The 17,531-nt window shown below is 72.7% G+C and carries 14 protein-coding genes; 7 read left to right on the top strand and 7 right to left on the bottom strand.

Going from position 1 to position 17,531, the window contains the following annotated elements; translation table 11 throughout:
• Positions 1 to 136 precede the first annotated feature (136 nt).
• Positions 137 to 646 (top strand): DUF6328 family protein, encoded by a 510-nt coding sequence (locus ABD236_RS08955; RefSeq protein WP_344072271.1) that lies wholly within the window; start codon positions 137 to 139, stop codon positions 644 to 646.
• Between the two features lie 113 nt (positions 647 to 759).
• Positions 760 to 3,024 (top strand): SpoIIE family protein phosphatase, encoded by a 2,265-nt coding sequence (locus ABD236_RS08950; RefSeq protein WP_344072104.1) that lies wholly within the window; start codon positions 760 to 762, stop codon positions 3,022 to 3,024.
• 51 nt (positions 3,025 to 3,075) lie between these two features.
• Here ABD236_RS08950 and ABD236_RS08945 read toward each other — a convergent pair whose 3' ends face one another.
• Together ABD236_RS08945 and ABD236_RS08940 are read right to left on the bottom strand one after the other, a co-directional pair.
• Positions 3,076 to 6,018: a hybrid sensor histidine kinase/response regulator gene (locus ABD236_RS08945; RefSeq protein WP_344072102.1), complete on the bottom strand. Its 2,943-nt coding sequence runs from the start codon at positions 6,016 to 6,018 to the stop codon at positions 3,076 to 3,078.
• A gap of 172 nt (positions 6,019 to 6,190) precedes the next feature.
• Positions 6,191 to 6,607: an ATP-binding protein gene (locus tag ABD236_RS08940; RefSeq protein WP_344072100.1), complete on the bottom strand. Its 417-nt coding sequence runs from the start codon at positions 6,605 to 6,607 to the stop codon at positions 6,191 to 6,193.
• A 171-nt stretch (positions 6,608 to 6,778) separates the two neighbouring features.
• On the opposite strand from ABD236_RS08940, the gene ABD236_RS08935 reads away from it, so the two are divergent.
• The gene (locus ABD236_RS08935) at positions 6,779 to 7,711 is read left to right on the top strand and encodes a SigB/SigF/SigG family RNA polymerase sigma factor (RefSeq protein ID WP_425543844.1); all 933 of its coding nucleotides are present in this window, start codon (positions 6,779 to 6,781) and stop codon (positions 7,709 to 7,711) included.
• Positions 7,712 to 7,786: 75 nt separating this feature from the next.
• Here ABD236_RS08935 and ABD236_RS08930 read toward each other — a convergent pair whose 3' ends face one another.
• Complete coding sequence (locus ABD236_RS08930; protein WP_344072098.1) at positions 7,787 to 8,245, bottom strand: ATP-binding protein; 459 nt, start codon at positions 8,243 to 8,245, stop codon at positions 7,787 to 7,789.
• 11 nt (positions 8,246 to 8,256) lie between these two features.
• A complete protein-coding gene (locus tag ABD236_RS08925; RefSeq protein ID WP_344072096.1) occupies positions 8,257 to 8,658 on the bottom strand; it encodes an STAS domain-containing protein in 402 nt (133 codons plus the stop codon).
• Positions 8,659 to 8,923: 265 nt separating this feature from the next.
• Here ABD236_RS08925 and ABD236_RS08920 point away from each other — a divergent pair, with 265 nt between their 5' ends.
• The gene (locus ABD236_RS08920; protein ID WP_344072094.1) at positions 8,924 to 9,205 is read left to right on the top strand and encodes a hypothetical protein; all 282 of its coding nucleotides are present in this window, start codon (positions 8,924 to 8,926) and stop codon (positions 9,203 to 9,205) included.
• Positions 9,206 to 9,622: 417 nt separating this feature from the next.
• A complete protein-coding gene (locus ABD236_RS08915; RefSeq protein WP_344072092.1) occupies positions 9,623 to 11,701 on the top strand; it encodes a SpoIIE family protein phosphatase in 2,079 nt (692 codons plus the stop codon).
• A gap of 45 nt (positions 11,702 to 11,746) precedes the next feature.
• Here ABD236_RS08915 and ABD236_RS08910 read toward each other — a convergent pair whose 3' ends face one another.
• Both ABD236_RS08910 and ABD236_RS08905 read right to left on the bottom strand, forming a co-directional pair.
• Positions 11,747 to 13,426, bottom strand: a complete 1,680-nt coding sequence (locus ABD236_RS08910; RefSeq protein WP_344072090.1) for a sigma-70 family RNA polymerase sigma factor — start codon at positions 13,424 to 13,426, stop codon at positions 11,747 to 11,749.
• A 310-nt stretch (positions 13,427 to 13,736) separates the two neighbouring features.
• On the bottom strand, positions 13,737 to 14,429 hold the full coding sequence (locus ABD236_RS08905; protein ID WP_344072088.1) for a hypothetical protein: 693 nt from the start codon (positions 14,427 to 14,429) through the stop codon (positions 13,737 to 13,739).
• 362 nt (positions 14,430 to 14,791) lie between these two features.
• Between ABD236_RS08905 and ABD236_RS08900 the strand changes: the two genes are divergently transcribed.
• Entirely contained in the window at positions 14,792 to 15,790 is a 999-nt protein-coding gene (locus tag ABD236_RS08900; protein WP_344072086.1) for an alpha/beta hydrolase, read from the top strand.
• 247 nt (positions 15,791 to 16,037) lie between these two features.
• Positions 16,038 to 16,412, top strand: a complete 375-nt coding sequence (locus ABD236_RS08895; protein ID WP_344072084.1) for an ATP-binding protein — start codon at positions 16,038 to 16,040, stop codon at positions 16,410 to 16,412.
• Positions 16,413 to 16,631: 219 nt separating this feature from the next.
• On the opposite strand, the gene ABD236_RS08890 is transcribed toward ABD236_RS08895, so the two are convergent.
• Positions 16,632 to 17,492, bottom strand: coding sequence for a SigB/SigF/SigG family RNA polymerase sigma factor (locus tag ABD236_RS08890; protein ID WP_344072082.1), 861 nt, complete (start codon positions 17,490 to 17,492; stop codon positions 16,632 to 16,634).
• Between the last annotated feature and the right edge of the window lie 39 nt (positions 17,493 to 17,531).

The following is a 17,531-nucleotide window of genomic DNA, read 5'->3' as shown; positions in this document are numbered from 1 at the left end:
GGCGCCCCGGCCGTTCCGCCGGGGCGGGGCCCGGCTGATTGCGATCCGTGAGAGCGGGTACCGATGCGTGACCGCGCGCGCCACGCGCGGCAGCGGGCGGCCGTGCCGGGACGCGTACGAGTGGCAGGAGGACGTCATGGACAGCGACGGCGACAGCGGGCGGCGTTCGGACGACGGGCGCGACGAGAGCCCCGCGGACCGCGCCGACCGCAAGTGGGGCGACCTGCTCCAGGAGATCAGGGTCGCCCAGACCGGGGTGCAGATCCTCTTCGGCTTCCTCCTGACCGTCGCCTTCACCCCGCTCTTCCACCAGCTGGGCCACGTGGAGAAGGGCATCTACGTCTGCACGGTCGTCCTCGGCTCGGTGACCACGGGCGCCCTGGTGGCTCCCGTGTCCTTCCACCGGATCCTGGCCGGCCGCCACATCAAACCCACCGCCGTCATCTGGGCCTCCCGGCTCACCGTCGTCGGCCTGGTACTGCTGCTGGCCACCATGACGTCCTCGCTCGTCCTGGTGCTGCGGGTGGCGTCGCACGGCGGGTACTGGCCGTGGCTGGTGGCCGGGGTGGTCCTGTGGTACCTGGTGTGCTGGTTCGTGCTGCCGCTGTGGGTGCGGCAACGGCACTCGACGGACCGGCGGCAGTGAGCGCGTACACCTCCCCGCGCCGGGCGGCTGACCGAGAGCCGGGGGCGCCGCGCGGGTAAAATCCGCAGGAGACACGCCGGCCCGCTCTGCGACCACTCGGGACGGGGGATGCCGTGAACAAGCCGGTGCAGCAAACCTCGGAGACCGTGGGCGGGCAGACGGCCGCCACCATCGCCGCGCTCTTCGCCGAGGCCGGCCGGCTCCGCGCCGAGCGCGCCCGCCGGCACCTCCTCGACCTGGCCACCGGCGTCCTCGCCGCGCAGCTGGAGGTCGGCCCCGCCCAGGCGCGCGAGCACCTGGAGAACCTCGCGCGGGCCGCCGGTGTGCACCTCGAGGACCTCGCCGCGGACGTGGTGAACGGCGTCGCGGGCGAACCCGGGGCCGCCCCCGCCGTCGAGAGCGGAACACCCCTCGCCGACGCCCGCAGGTCGCGCCGCGCCCTGGCGGCCGCCGAGACCCACGACACCGTCGACGAATCCGCCCGGGCCCTGCTGGAGGGCGGACTCGCACCCCTGGGCGCCCAGAGCCTGTGGCTGTGGCGCCTCACCGAGACGGGGTGTCTGCGGCTCACCGGGCACGCGGGGGTCAGCGCCGCCGAAGCGGTCGTGTGGCAGTGGATCCCGCCGGGCGCCCCGGCGGTGTTCCACTCGGCCGTCGTCGAGGGCACCCCCCGCTGGCTCGGCTCCGGCCCGCCCGTGGGGGAGGTGCTGCCGGGTCCCGGCAGACGGGCGGCCCGGGCGCTGCTGCCGCTGGCCGTCCAGGGGGCCGTGGTGGGCCTGGCGCTCGTCGTGTGGCCCGGCCAGGTGGATTTCGAACCACGGCTGCGCCGCGCCCTCACCGGCCTGGTGGAGGTCGCCGGGACCGTGCTCGAGGGGATCGAGGGCGGGCCGCCGGACCTCCCCACTCTGATGGACGTACTGGATGCGCTCGGCCACCCCGCGATGGTGCTGCGGGGAGCCCCGGAGACCCTGGCGCTGTCCGTCGAGTACACCAACCCGCCCGCCGACCGGAGCCTGGGCGCCGCCGCGCCGCCCGTCGGCCGGCCGCTCGCCCTCGCCTTCCCGTACGTCCACGCCGAGCTGGCCCGGCTGGCCCGCGGCGCCCACGCCTCGGCCCGGCGGCAGAGCGTGGCCCGGCTGCCGCGGAGCGCGGGGGAGGGCACGGGGGCCCCGCTCCTGGACGTACGGGTGCTGCCGGCGGGCGGCGACCGCACCGTGGTGCTCTGGCACGCCAGCAGCGACCCCGAGATGTCCGCCACCCGGGCCGTCGGCCACCTCGAAGGCGTGGCGCTGTTCCGGGACAGCGTGGTCGGCGGCGAGTCGGTGTGGTCGGCGCCCGCCTACCGCATCTTCGGCATCGACCGGGCCGCGGCGCCCGTCCCGCTGCTCGCCATGCGCTCGTGGCTGCACCCGGACGACGGCGACGTCCTGACGCAACTGCTCACCACCCTCACCGAACACCAGCGGGGCGCGCTCGCGGTGCTGCGGATCATCCGGGCCGACGGCACCCTGCGGTACGTCCGGGTCGCGGCCGAGCCGCTGGTCGACGACGGGGTGGTCACCGGCATCAGCGGCGTCTACCAGGACGTCTCCGCGAGCCGGCGCACCGAGGCCGCGCTCACCGCGACGTTCGACCAGCTCACCGCCGTGCAGAAGCAGGCGGCCATCCGCGACGAGATGGCCCTGCGGCTCCAGCGGGCCATCGTCCCGGAGTCCCTGGGGATCCAGGAGCTGCCCGGCCTCTCGGTGGCGGCCCGCTACCGGCCGGCCGCGCAGGAGTACCGCGTGGGCGGCGACTGGTACGACGCGCTGCCGCTGCCCGACGGCCGGGTGCTCCTCGCGGTCGGCGACATCGCCGGACACGGCATCGACTCCGCGACCGGCATGGTGGCGCTGCGCAACGCACTGCGCGGACTGGCCTTCAGCGGCCACACCCCGGGGCGGCTGATGCAGTGGCTCAACGAGGTGACGCTGCGCACCAGCGGCAACCCCACCGCCACCGCCGTGTGCGCCCTCTACGACCCGGCCGACCGGTCGCTGCGCTGGTCCAGCGCGGGCCATCTGCCGTTGCTGCTGCTGCGCGAGGGACGTGCCCGGCTGCTCGACGGGCCGCACGACCTGCTGCTCGGCGCGACGCCTTCGGTGACCTACCAGGAGGTCCACACCCCGCTGCGCCGCGACGACACGCTGCTGCTCTACACCGACGGCCTGGTCGAGCGCCGCCACGACGCGCTGGACCAGGGGCTGGAGACGCTGATGGGCCTCGCCGAACGGTGGAGCGGCTGCGCGGTCGACGAACAGGTGGACCGGCTGCTCGAAGCGGCGACCGGGGACACCGACGACGACACCAGCGTCGTCGCGATACGTGTACGGTGCTGAACGCCCTTCGTACGTACGGGAGTTGGTCACCCCCTTCTTGCCCCTCCCGGCTCACTCCGCCTTGAGGTGGTCGTGGATGACGGCCAGCAGCCGGTCCGCGTCGACGGGTTTGGCGACGTACTCGTCGACCCCGGCCGCGAGTGCCTTGGCGCGCTCGCCGGGCATCGCCTTCGCGGTCACCGCGATGATGGGGAGATGGGCGAAGCGGGGGTCGCGGCGGATCTCGGCCGTGGCGGCGTAGCCGTCCATCCCGGCCATCATCACGTCCATCACCACCAGGTCGACGTCGTCCCGGGCGGTCAGCAGATCGATCCCGGCCTGGCCGCCCGCCGCCGTCAGCACCGCCATCCCCGCGTGTTCGAGGACCTGGGTGAGCGCGAACACGTTGCGGGCGTCGTCGTCGATCACCAGCACGGTGTGCCCGGAGGGCGCGGGCAGGACGTCCGGTGCGGGCCGCGGTACGGGCGGCTCCTCGGTGAGCCGGTCCGGGCGCCGGCCGGACGGGCCGCCGAGCGGCAGGAAGAGCGTGAAGGTGCTGCCCCGGCCCACCGCGCTCTCCGCGACGATCACCCCGCCGAGCAGCCGGGCCACCTCGCGGCTGATCGACAGACCGAGGCCCGTGCCGCCGTAGCGCCGTGCGGCGGTGCCGTCGCCCTGCTGGAACGCGCCGAAGACGCTCTCCAGCCGGTCCTCGGGGATGCCCACCCCGGTGTCGGTCACCCGGAAGGCCAGCGCGGGCCCCGACAGGCCGAGCGCCGGCGGGAGCTCGTCGGCGGCGGTGGTGTGGATGTCGAGCTGGACATGGCCGGTCTCGGTGAACTTCAGGGCGTTGGAGAGCAGGTTGCGCAGGATCTGGCGCAGCCGCGCCTCGTCGGTGGTGAGCTCGTCGGGGATGCCGGGGGCGGCCACCACCTGGAAGTCCAGGGCGCGTTCGGCGGCCACCGGGCGGAACGTCGCCTCCAGGTATTCGAGCAGCTGGCGCAGGGAGAACGGCTCCGGCCGGATGTCCATCTTCCCGGCCTCAACCTTGGACAGGTCCAGGATGTCGTTGATGAGCTGGAGCAGGTCGGAGCCCGCGGAGTGGATGACCTCGGCGTAGTCCACCTGCTTCTCCGTCAGATTGCCCTCCGGGTTCTGGGCCAGCAGCCGGGCCAGGATGAGCAGGCTGTTCAGCGGAGTGCGCAGCTCATGGCTCATGTTGGCGAGGAACTGCGACTTGTACATCGACGTCCGCGACAGCTGCTGGGCCCGCACCTCCAGCTCCTGGCGGGCCTGCTCGATCTCCAGGTTCTTGCCCTCGATGTCACGGTTGCGGTCGGCGAGCAGCGCGGCCTTCTCCTGGAGTTCGGCGTTGGAGCGCTGGAGCTCCTGCTGCTGCTCCTGCAACTCCTGCGAACGGGCCCGCAGTTCGGCGGTGAGGCGCTGGGACTCCCCGAGCAGCTGGTCGGTGCGGACGCTGGCGATGAGCGAGCCGACGTTGACGCCGACCGTCTCGATGAACCGGTCCAGGAAGTCCCGGCGCAACTCGTCGAAGGGGCGCAGTGCGGCCAGTTCCACGACGCCGAGCACCTGCTCCTCGACGACCACCGGCAGGATGACCAGCTGTCCGGGTTCGGCGTGACCGGCCCCGGAGGCGATCGTGGCGTAACCGGGCGGCACCTGGTCGACCACGACCGTACGCCGTCTGCGGGCGGCCTCGCCCACCAGCGACTGGCCGAGGAGGAAGCGGCGCGGCGCCGCGGCCGGGTCGTCGGGCGAGCCGTAGGAGGCGGTCATGACCAGTTCGGTGCCGCGCCGGTCCTCCTCGGTCAGGAAGAAGGCGCCGTACTGCGCGCCCACCAGCGGCGGCACCTCGCTCATGATCAGCTCGGCGAGGTCGGAGAGGTTGGCGGCGCCCTGCACCAGCCCCGAGACCCGGGCGAGGTTGGTCTTGAGCCAGTCCTGGGCCTGGTTGGCCCGGGTGGTGGCCCGCAGGGACTCCACCATCGCGTTGATGTTGTCCCGGAGCTCACCCACCTCGCCCGGCGCGTCCACGGTGATCGAACGGGTCAGGTCGCCCTCGGCGACGGCGCTGGTCACCTCGGCGATCGCACGGACCTGACGGGTGAGGTTGCCGGCCAGCTCGTTGACGTTCTCGGTGAGCCGCTTCCAGGTGCCGGAGACGCCCTCCACCTCGGCCTGACCGCCGAGCCGCCCCTCCCTGCCGACTTCCCGGGCGACCCGGGTGACCTCGGCGGCGAACGACGACAGCTGCTCGACCATCGTGTTGATGGTGGTCTTGAGCTCCAGGATCTCCCCGCGCGCGTCCACGTCGATCCTGCGGGTGAGGTCGCCGCCCGCCACGGCGGTGGTGACCTGGGCGATGTTGCGCACCTGGCTGGTCAGGTTGCCCGCCATGAAGTTGACGTTGTCGGTGAGGTCCTTCCAGGTGCCCGACACCCCCCGTACGGTCGCCTGGCCGCCCAGCTTGCCCTCGGTGCCCACCTCCCGGGCCACCCGGGTGACCTCCTCGGCGAACGAGGAGAGGCGGTCGACCATCGTGTTGATGGTCTCCTTCAGCTCCAGGATCTCCCCGCGCGCGTCCACCCGGATCTTCTGGGTGAGGTCACCGCGCGCCACCGCCGTGGCCACCTGCGCGATGGAGCGCACCTGGGAGGTGAGGTTGTCGGCCATGGTGTTCACACCGGAGGTCAGCTCCAGCCACACACCCCGTACCCGTGGCTCCCTGGCGTGGCCGCCGAGCAGCCCCTGGCCGCCCACCTCCCGGGCCACCCGGGTGACCTCGGAGGTGACCAGGGACAGCTGCTCGACCATGCCGTTGTAGATGGTCGCGATCTCGCCGAGCAGGCCGCCCTCCTCGGCGGGCAGCCGGGCCGACAGATCCCCGTCCCGTACGGCCGTGAGCCCCGCGAGGAGTCTGCGCAGCGCGTCCTCGGCGGGCTCCGCCGGGGTGTCGGGGGAGCCGTCGCCGGGGATGCGGGCGGGGACGTCCATCGCAACCTCGCATCGAGCCGTCAGGGCGCACGGCCCGTGAGCGGCTCGCGCGTGCGGAGGTCCGCGCGTGCGGCGCACTCAGCGGGCGCCTCCACTCTGGCACGATCGGCCCGCACCGACATCCCGGGGGCGCCGCGTCCCCTTTACTGCGGCCGGTCCCTTTACCGCGGTCTCAGTGGGCCGTTCCGGGCGTGCGGGGCACCGGCACCTGGAACCACACGGTCTTGCCGTGCCCCCGTGGCACCCAGCCCCAGGCCGAGGACAGCCTCTTCAGCAGATACAGGCCGTGCCCCGAGGAGCGGGCGGCGCGGTGTCTGCCGTGCGGGTGCGGCCGCTCAGGGTTGTTGTCACTGACCTCCACCCACAGTTTGCCGTCCGTGCGGTCGAGCCGAAGCTCGTAGGGGCCGTCGCCGTACGTGCACGCGTTGGTGACCACCTCGGAGACCAGCAGCAGGACGTCCTCCACGGCGGCGCGCTCGTGCGCGCCACGGGGGCCCAGCCACTCCTCCAGGACCTGACGGGTCAGATCACGGCACTGGCCCACCACACCGGGCCCTGCGGCCAGGCTGAACCGGCGGCTGTCGGTCACACGCTCCTTCGTATGTCCGCTATACATACCAAGACGCGTGCCCCCGCCCTCGACAGATGAACCACCTTCGGCATCAAACAGCACGAAAACGGGCATCATGCTCTCAGGACGCTCGGCCGACGGACCCGCCGCCACCCGGCGGCGCAGGCCCCGCCCCGTCGAAGGAGCCCCATGTCCACCGCCCGTGAAGCCATGATCCGCACGCAGCCGCCGACGGCACCCGCGTCAGCGGTGCGGCGCCGTGCGCTGGACGGCATACCCGAGACACCCCGGCCCCAGGACCTCGGCACCGAGGCCGCGCAGTCCCTCTCCCACGCCATGTTCCGCCGCCTCGCCGCACTTGACGAGGGCACGCCGGAGCACGCGTACGTACGCAACACACTGGTCGAACTCAACCTCAGCCTGGTCAGGTTCGCGGCCCGCCGGTTCCGCAACCGGGCCGAGCCGATGGAGGACATCGTCCAGGTCGGCACCATCGGACTGATCAAGGCGATCGACCGCTTCGACGTGGAGCGGGGCGTGGAGTTCTCCTCTTTCGCGCTGCCGACCATCACCGGCGAGATGAAGCGGTTCTTCCGGGACACCAGCTGGGCGGTCCAGGTGCCGCGCCGGCTCCAGGAGCTGCGGCTGCGGCTGACCGGGGCCACGGCGGCGCTCGGGCAGGAGCTGGGGCGCCCGCCGACGACGGCGGAGCTCGCCGCCCGCCTCGGCGTCTCCGAGGCGGAGGTCGTCGAGGGTGAGAAGGCGGCCAACGGGTACATGGCGCGCTCCCTGGACCTCCCGGACGAGGACTCCGGAGCCGGACACGGGCCGCTGCGCGGGCTGGGCGAGGAGGAGGGTGCCTTCGAGGTGATCGACTCGCTGGAGTCCCTCAAGCCGCTCATCGCGGGCCTCACGGACCGCGAGCGCACACTGCTGTCGCTGCGCTTCGGCGAGGAGCTGACGCAGGCAGAGATAGGCGCCAGGGTGGGGCTGTCCCAGATGCACGTCTCGCGGCTGCTGGCGCAGCTTCTGGAGCGGCTGCGCGGGGCGCTGCTGGAAGACGCACCCGAGACCGGCCCGGACCCGGGAGGGGCCGGGGCGGCCCCCTCAGCGAGTCCGTGAGAGCCGAGTCCCCGACAGCCGCTCAGTGAGTTTCTGAGTCCCCGCCGGGCGCTCAATCAGCCGGCACGTGCGGGATCAGCGCCCTTCGGACAGGTGCGCCCGCTCCACCCACGACGGCAGTGCCACCTCCAGCCAGACCACCTTGCCCGCCCCCACCGGCGTCGACCCCCACTCCTCGGCGAGCCGGTCGAGCACCATCAGACCGTGGCCGCCGGGCAGCGAGGGGGCACGGGGGCGGCGCGCCGGGACGAGGGGGCTGCCGTCGGCCACCTCGACCCGCAGCCGGCCGTCCTGGTGGCGCAGCACCAGCTCCCGGGGCCCGCCCGCGTGCAGACAGGCGTTGGTGACGACCTCGGAGACCAGCAGGAGTACGTCGTCCACGCGCTCGCGGTCGTCCCTCGCCGGTGTCGTGGTCCACCCCCAGTCGGCCAGTGCGACCGCGGTGAAGTCACGGCAGCGGGTCACCACACCCTTCGTACCGAAGAGCTCAAGGCGGCGGATCTGGCTCCGCCCGGCCCGGCTGGTCTCACCCATCGCCTTCTCCGCTACCCCGGTGGAGTGCCCGCGAACGCCTCGTCCAGATCGGCGTGGACACGGAACACCGCGTCCGCGCCAGTGATCTCGAACATCCGGGCGACGGGCGGTTGGAGGGCCGCGAGCTCGATCTCGGCGCCCTCGGTCTGCGCGGCCGCCGCACGGGCCCGCAGCAACGCGTTGAGTCCGGTCGAGTCGCAGAACCGCAGACCTGCGCAGTCGACCACGATCCGTGCCGGAGCGGCCTCGATCTGCTGCGCCAGGGCGGTGCGCAACGGCTCGACCGTGTCGTGGTCCAGCTCGCCGGTGAGCGAGAGCACCGCCGCCCCGGCGACCTGCCTCGCCGCGACGGCGAACCGTCTCTCCTCGGCGGTGTTCCCGCCGTGCGAGTCGTCGGCCGTGTCCGCTGCCATGGGTTCACCCGTCCTTCGCCACTGCTCGGTGGTGCTTCGCACCGGGGCGCCCGACGGCGCCTGTAGGAGAAGAGTGCCCAATGATCGGCACTCTAGTGCGCAGGGCGGGGCCCGGCGCGGCCCCGGCCCACCCATCCTCCCCGGCGCGGCCCGCTTCCGCGATCGGTGCGGCCGGGCCGGTGGAGCCCGGCGCGACACGGTTTGAGCCGCTGTCACCGGGTGACCCGGCAGAAAGCGTGACAACCGAGAACGAGAGAAGGGGACCATGGGCATCAGCGACAGCGCGGCCCGGCTCGCGGCCGAGGCGGACATGAAGCAGCGCGCCGAGCACGCCACGCACCACACGAGCACGGCGGCGGGCGGGGCCCAGCGGGCGGTCGGCCAGGCGGCCCGTACGGTCCGGGACCACACCCCCGCGCCCGTACGCCGGGTGACGGCCGCGGCGGCGATGGCCGGGCGCGCCCGGCCCCGGCAGCTCGCCTCGGCCGCGGTGGCCGTGACGGGAGCCCTCCTCGTACTGCGGCGCCGGCGCGACCGGAAGAGGTGACCGCGGGCGGCTCACCCCTTCCGGTCCCGTCGACGGCACCCGGCCGGAGACCCGCCCGGGCTCGTTCGGCGTACCCACCGGAGACCCGCTCCGCCCTGTTCGGCGTATCCGGCCGGAGACCGAACCGTCCCGTTCGGCGTACTTGACCGCAGAGCGCGCCCCCGTACCGCTCGGCTTGTCCGGGAGGCCGCCCAGCCGCCCCGACCGGCCCTCCAGGCCGCCCCGACCGGCGCTCCAGCCGCTTCCCGACCGGCCGCCCGGCCCCTCCCGCCCCGCCCGACCGCGCCCCCGGCCCCCGCCCCGGTCGCACGCCGGGGCCCGTGGGCGCAGCATGGAAGGCGGAAAGTCGTGCCGATCGGCCTGGGCCTGGCCAGCGGGCGTGTCCCGCGCAGGGGCGTACGGGTGAGGAGGCCGGTGATGGCTGGTGCGCAGTCCTACCCGGCCGGTGCGGGGGCGAGAGACCCCTCGCTGGTGGCGGGCGGCCTGCTGGACGTGCTCGGGGTGGCCGCGGTCGTCCTCGACGACGAGGGCCGCATCCGGCTGTGGAGCCCGCAGGCCAAACGGGTGTACGGGTACACCGCCGAGGAGGCACTCGGGCAGTACGCCGCGAAGCTGCTGGTGTCCGAGGAGCACCGGCACGTCGTCCTTGAGCTGTTCGCCCAGGTGATGTCCGGCGAGGGCACCTGGGCCGGGGTGTTCCCCGTCCGCCACAAGGACGGCAGCACCCAGCTGGTGGAGTTCCGCAACGTACGCCTGGAAGCCGGCAACGGCCGGATGTTCGCGCTCGGCCTGGCCTCCGAGCAGGCCACCGTGCGGCGGGTGGAGCGCGATCTGGCCCTGTCGCTGCGGCTCGTCGACCAGTCGCCCATCGGCCTCGCCGTCCTCAACACCGAGCTGCGGTACGTCCTGGTCAACCCCGCCCTGGAGCGCATCAACGGCATTCCGGCCGACGAGCACCTCGGACGCCGGATCGTCGACGTCCTGCCCTTCCTGGACGGGACCGCCGTCGAGGCGCGGATGCGCGACGTGATGGCGAGCGGGCGCCCGGTGCTCGACGAGTTCACCACCGGCCGCACCCCCGCCGACCCCGAGCGCGACCACGCCTGGCTGGTGTCGGTGTACCGGCTCGACGACCAGGCCGGACACGTCCTGGGCGCCGCGGTGTCCGTGGTCGACGTGACCGAGCAGCACGAGGCCGCGGTCTCCGCCGCCCAGGCCCGCCGCCGCCTCTCGCTGATCGCGGACGCGTCGGTGCGTATCGGCACCACCCTCGACCTGGAGGTGACGGCCCGTGAGCTGGCCGACGTCGCCGTCCCGGAGGTCGCCGACATCGCGGCCGTCGACGTGCTCGACACCGTGCTCGCCGGGCCCCGGCCGGAGGCGGACGGCGGCGCGGTGCGGTTCCGCGCGCTGGCGCTCAACGCGGCCTATCCCACCGAAGCCACCGCCGCCGCCGACCCGGTCGGGGACGTCGCCCTGTACGGGCCCACCCGGCTGGTCACCCAGTGCGCCCGCACGGGCCGCCCGGTGCTCGTCCCCAAGGTGCGCCCCCAGGACCTGCCGCGCATCGCCCGCAACGAGGACGCCGTCCATCTGCTGGCCGCCGCCGGGGTCCACTCCTATCTGGCGGTGCCCCTGATCGCCCGTGGCCAGGTCCTCGGCGCGCTCGACCTCAAACGCGCCCGCAACCCCGCCCCCTTCAGCAAGGACGACGTCCTGCTCGCCACCGAGCTGGCCGCCCGCGCGGCGGTCTCCATCGACAACGCCCGCTGGTACCAGCGCCAGCGCGACACCGCCCTGCTGCTGCAACGCCATCTGCTGCCCCAGCGCCCCGCCGCGCCCAGCGGGCTGGACATCGCCTACCGCTACCAGCCGGCCGCCGCTGACGACGAGACCGGCGGCGACTGGTTCGACGTCATCGCGCTGAGCGGCGACCGTACGGCCCTGGTCGTCGGCGATGTGATGGGCAGCGGCATCAACGCCGCCGCCACCATGGGCCAACTGCGCGCCACGGCCCGCGCCCTGGCCCGTCTCGACCTGGACCCCGCCACCGTACTGACCCATCTGGACGCGGCCACCGCGGACCTGGGGGACGCGACGGCGACATGTGTGTACGCGCTCTACGACCCGCACACACGGCTGTGCCACATCGCCGTGGCCGGTCACCCGCCGCCGGTGCACGTACGGCCCGGCCGCCCGCCCCGGCTCCTGGAACTGCCCACCGGGGCGCCGCTGGGGGTGGGCGGTGTGCCGTTCTCGACCACCGCCGTCACCCTCGACCCGGGCGAGGACCTCGTGCTGTACACCGACGGTCTGATCGAGACCCGCGACCAGGACATCGACACCCGCCTGGCGACCCTCACCGATCTGCTGACCGGGCCCAGCCGCCCGCTGGAGGACACCTGCGACTTCCTGCTCGCCGCGCTGCGCCGCCCGGACACCCACGACGACGTCGCCCTGCTCATCGCCCGCGCCCACGCACTCGCGCCCGCCTGACCGGCCGCCGGCCGTGTCCCAGAGCCTGCTTCCGCGCAGAGGCTCTTACATCCGGGTGCCGAAGTCCTGTGTCCACCAGGGCCCGCCGGAGCCGTAGTGGATCCCGACCCCCAGCTCCTTGAAGGCGCAGTTGAGGATGTTCGCGCGGTGCCCGGGGCTGTTCATCCAGGACTTCATGACGTCGGCCGGGGTCTGCTGGCCCCGGGCGATGTTCTCCCCGTAGGTGGACCACTGGTAGCCCGCGGCGTGGATGCGCTCGCCCGGGCCCGCCCCGCTCGGGTCGGTGTGGTCGAAGAACCCCTGGGCCGCCATGTTGTCGGAGTGGCGCTGGGCGGCCGTGGCGAGCTGGGCGTTGTCGGTCACGGGGCCGCAGCCGTTCCTGGCCCGCTCGTCGTTGACGAGGGCGATCACCTGCTGGGCGCCGGACCCCTGCTTGGCGAGGCCGTTCGGCGTGCTGGGGGTGTGCTTGGCGGGAGGCTGTGCGGCGGCGCTGTGCGGCGACGGGCTGTGCGCGGACGGCTTCGGCGAGGCGGCCGAGCGGCTCGGCGAGGGCGAGGAACTCGGTTTGGCGGAGGGCGAGTTGGTCGATCGCACGGGCGACGGACCGGTGGCGGTGGCGCTCTCGGGGGTGGCGGAGGCGACGGCGGCGTCGGCCGGGGCGTCCGCGACGGTGTGGCCGGGCCCGGCCGGGTCGTTCGAGAGGTGGATGACCACGGCCAGGCCGCCTATCGCGGTGGCGCCCGCCAGCACCGCGGCGGCCCGGCGCCGCCGTCTGGCCCGGTCCCGGTCGCGCCGCAGCTCGCTCCGGGTGGCCGCCTCGGACTGGGTGCCCCGGCCCCGGGGAGCCTGCCGGTGGCGGCCGGGCGTCTGCGGGCGCGGGGGTTCCGTCGCACCCGCTTCGGCCGTCCCGTACGCCGTGGGCGCGAGGCCCGGCCCCCGGTGGGCGGCCAGCGCCGCGAACAACCCGGCGACCGGGGCCACCGGCACCAGGGCGAGCCCCGCCAGCAGCCCTTCCGGCGGTACGAGTCCGGCGCCCAGCCCCGAGCACGCCGGGCACGCCCGGGTGTGCCGGGTGATGCGCTTGCGCCACAGGGCCGAGGGCACCCCGTCCCAGAGCGCGAGCAGACCGGTGAGCTCGTGGCAGCGCGGGGCGACCGCGAGGGTCCGCACCACCTGGCGCGAGGCGTCGAGCCGCTCCTTCATGCGCTGGACCCGTACGGCCGTGTGCTGCGGGGACAGTTCAAGCGAGTCGGCCACCTCGGCGCGGGTCAGACAGCCCGCCGTCTCCAGCCACCACAGCGAGAGCAGCCCCCGGTCCTCGGGCTCCAGCCAGCGGGTGGCCTCGGCGGCCTCCCGGCGCTGCCCGGAGAGCCCGAGCCGCAGGATCGTCAGGTCGACGAAGTCGGCGCCGGGGTCGGGCAGGTCGCTCGTCTCCTGGATGCCGGTGGCGTCCTGGCGGGTGCGGGCGCGCTGCCAGTACTGGCGCAGCTGGTTCATGGTGATGGCCACCACCCACGACCGGAAGCGGTCGGGGTCCCGGAGCCCCGGCAGGCCGTCGAGCATCCGCAGCACGCTCTCCTGGACCACGTCGTCGACGTCGGCGTGACCGTTCAGCGCCCGCCCGACGATGTTGTAGACCAGCGGCAGACAGGCCGCGACGAGCTCGTCCTGGGCCTGCTGATCACCGGCTCGCGCCGCCGCGACCGTCGCCGTCCCGTACTCCATGTCCACGCCTCGTCCACTCTCCCCGGGCCCCGGTGGTATCCGGGCTCCAACCGACTGCTTCTCCACCGTGGGAGAGGGGCGGGCGAGGGGCGGATAACGAAAATCCGCGGAGATTTTCTACTGTCACGTCACGTCATGTGCCGTCACGCCGGGCCGGGTCGCACCGGCTGGAGTCGCGTCGGTCGAGGAGTGGGTGGCGTCGGGTGGCGCGGGGCTCGGCGGACAGGTGCTGTCCGCCGGGCTCCATGCTGCTGATGCCGTATGGCGAGAAAGCCATCGACCCGGTCCAACCCCCGACGGACGAGAGGTGTCAGGCCTTCACGGGCACGGCGTCGGCGGTGGGTGTGCCGGTGGCCCGGCCGCCCGGCTTGCCGGGACGGGCGGTGTAGAAGACGGAACCCTGCTTGCGCTCGCGCTCGAGCTCGCCCTTGGCGACGAGTGCTTCGAGGGTGTTGCGCACCACCTGCGGGCTGGTCGTGCGGTCGGGGTGGGCGGCGGTGAGTTCGGTGAGGATGTCGGCGACCGTACGCGGCTCCTGGTGGCCGGCGAAGAGGCCGAGGACGACCTCGCGCAGGGTGGGACCGGAGGTCTCCGCCTTGGCGCGGGAAGTGGCCTTCTTCGCCGGAGCGGTGTTCTTGCGCGGGGTCCGGGCGGGCTTGGCCGCGGACTTGACCTCGCTCTTCTTCGACCGGGGGGTGGGCACCTTGGCCGGTGCGGCCTCGGTGGCCGCGGCCTTCGCGGTGTCCCGGTTGCTCGTGGTGCCGCGCGCGGCCTTCGGGGTGCTCGCGGGGGTGGGGGCCGCCGCCGCGGCGGCGGCACCGGTGAGGGTGTGGTGCATGGTCTGGAGCAGACCGTGGTCCTGCTCCAGGGACTCCAGTCGGCCCTTGAGCGCGTCGAGTTCGGCGCGGATGCGTGCCTGGTCCTGCTGGTTGGCTTCCAGATCGGCGGTGACCCGCGCCGCGTACTGGTCCTTGAGTGTGTTGGTGTCCGGCTCGTCCGCCATGGGAGTTCGCTTTCCTCGTGCTGGATGGTGCCGCCGGGTGCCGGCCCTTGCTGCGGGCACAGCACAGGCGATTACGCAAAAAGATACACACGTTGCCCAAACAACCGCAGCCCGTCTGAATCGCCTGCACACTAAAGAGTTGATGAGAGAAACCCCCGCCGAGGTCGCCGCGAGTGCCGTTGACAGTTGCCGGGTGAGTGGGATCACAGGGTGTGCGGGGGAACGGTGTTGGGGTGGGGCGCATCTGTTTGCCCGGAGCGGGGATTTCGATCGGCGTGTGTGCGGAGGTACGGCGCGGGTGTTCCTTTCCCGCCCGGTGCCGTCTTCCGCGGTGCACCGCCCTTCGACTTTCGGAGTTTGTGATGAAGCGCCTCTCCACGGGACCGGCTGCGGTGCTGGCTCTCTGCTCGGCCCTGCTGGTCGCCGGTTGTTCCAGCGACAGCGAGCCGGTGAACTTCGGCAAGGAGGACGGCAAGGGAGCGAGCCGGAGCAGTCAGCCGCCGAAGAACAGCAGGGTGCGGTTCCCGACGAACCCGCGCGAGTGGAGCACGCAGCGCGAACTCAAGGACGGCACCAAGGTGGTGCGCACGACGCTCAAGGGCCCGAAGTCGGGCTTCGAGGGCAAGGTGTGGGCGTGGGCGCCGAAGGAGTACTTCGAGGACAAGTACAAGGACAGTGCTTTCCCGGTGCTCATCGCGCTGCCCGGCAGCAACGGCTATCCCAGCAACTACTGGTACGGCGGTGACCTGAAGCTCCAGGAGACCATCGCCGAACAGGCGAGGAAGGGCAAGAGCCTGCCGTTCGTCGTGATCATGCCGGTGCTGAACGCGGACAAGAAGAACTACTACGACGGCAGCGACATACCCGGCCGGGCGAAGATGGGCACCTGGATGTCGGACGACGTGCCGGACCTGGTCCGGGAGAACTTCCGCACCTTCAAGGACCCCAGGGGGTGGGGTTTCTTCGGCTCGTCGTCCGGCGGATACGTCGGGATGAAGATGATGCTGCAATACCCCGACCGCTTCGGCGCCGCGATCGCCGGTGGCCCGGACACCCGCCCGGACTCCCCGCTGTGGAACGGGCACGAGAAGGAGAAGCAGGCGAACAACCCGGAGAAACTGGCCCAGGACCTGATCAACAAGGGCGGCCCCACGGTGAATCTCTCGATCATGCTCGGGACCAAGGAGTCGGGTCAGCGCAAGGTGAAGGACTTCCTCACCACCTACGGCAAGGGTCCGGTCAAGACCAGTCTGCATATGATCCAGAACGGTGAGCACAGCGGACGCCAGTACGCGAAGTCGCTCGCGGACGGCCCGCTGGAGTGGATCAGCAAGCGGATGCTGGCGCCGTCGTCCTCGTAACGGCTGCCGCACCGCCACCAGGAGTGTGACCGGCGTCACGGGCATGGACCGGTCGCCCCGGGGCATTCGCACGTCAGGCCCCGTCGCGTCCCCCGTCGCGACGGGGCCCACCCCCCTCCCGAAAGCGAGGGGATTGACTTGTGGGAACCCTGGGCAGGTGCGCAGGGGTGAAGGCGGGCGGTTCCGCACGCAGGACGGGGGCAGTGAGGTGAGTGAGGAAACGGCTCCGACGTGGAGGACCGGACTGGTGCCGGTCGACGCCGCCGAGGCGCGCCGGCGCGTGAAGGCGCTGCTGGGCGCGGCGCTGGGCCGTCCTTCCGTGTCGACGCAGGACCCGGTGGTCGCGGACGCGCTGCTGGTGACGTCCGAGCTGGTGACGAACGCGCTGCGGCACGCGGGCGGCGTCACCGCCTTTGAGGCGATGGCCGACCGCGTCGGGCTGCGACTGGTGGTCGAGGACGCGAGTTCCGGGCTGCCCTCGATGAAGGAGCCCGGCGGTGACTTCACCCCGGGCGGCTACGGATGGCCGATGATCTGCCGACTGGCGACCAGCGTCACCGTGAGCCTGATGCCCGCGGGCGGCAAGCGCATCCAGGTCTTCCTGCCGCTGGGATCGGCCTGAGTGCTGGACGCGCTGTTGCGCGTGCCGGCCGCGCTGTGAGTGCGCCTCTACCTCTGCTTTGAGCCCGTTTTGAGCGCGTCTGAGCGCGGTGATGAGCCGCACCAGGCGGTACGGCTTCGCCATTGCACGGCGACTCCACTGCGTGTCCACTGCGCGGCGAGCCGGTGCCAAGGTGCTCTGTCGCACCTTGGCACCGGCCCGGAACAGGGGCGTCGCGCGTCAGTCCGCGACGACACCCATCCCGGTGCGCAGCTTGGTGAGGATCCGGCGCAGGATGCGGGACACCTGCATCTGGGAGACGCCGAGCGCCTCACCGATCTCCGCCTGGGTGCGCTCCTCCACGAACCGCAGATGGACGACGAAGCGCTCGCGCTCGGTCAGGGTGTCCATCGCGGGTGCGAGCGCGTGGAAGTCCTCGACCAGCTCCATCGCTGGGTCCTCGCAGCCGATGATGTCGGAGAGGGCGGCCTCGCCCTCCTCCTCGTTGCCGGAGAGGGCGGCGTCGAGGGACGAGGAGTGGTAGCCGTTGGCGGCCAGCTGGGCCTCCAGGACCTCCTCCTCGCTGATGTCCATCAGCTCGGCGAGCTCCTTGACGGTGGGGGAGCGGTCCAGGCGGCTCTCCAGCTCGGCCCGGGCCTTGCCCAGCTCCGTGCGGCGCTCCTGGAGCCGGCGCGGGACGTGCACGGCCCAGGTGGTGTCGCGGAAGAAGCGCTTCATCTCGCCGACGACATAGGGCACGGCGAACGTGGCGAACTGGGTCTCGCGCGACAGCTCGAACCGGTCGATGGCCTTGATCAGACCGATCATGCCGACCTGGACGACGTCCTCGATCTCGTCCGCGTACTGGCGGAAGCGCCGCGCGGCGAAACGCACCAGTGACATGTTCATCTCAATGAGGGTGTTACGCGCGTACTGATAGGCAGGCGTTCCCTCCTCCAGTACCGCGAGTTGCTCGAAGAAGAGGCGTGACAGCTCCCGCGCGTCACGCGGAGCGAGCTTGTCGGGGCACTCCACCAGGGGCAGCTCGGGCGCCACCTGGGTCCGCTGACCCGCCATGGTGCTGACCTCGACCGTCGTCATGATCTCTCCCTGGATCGACCTAATGGCTTTCACGCGTAC

It is taken from the genome of Streptomyces crystallinus (genome assembly GCF_039521265.1).
Taxonomy (GTDB): Bacteria; Actinomycetota; Actinomycetes; order Streptomycetales; family Streptomycetaceae; genus Streptomyces; species Streptomyces crystallinus.
This window is presented reverse-complemented; position numbering and strand designations above follow the sequence as displayed.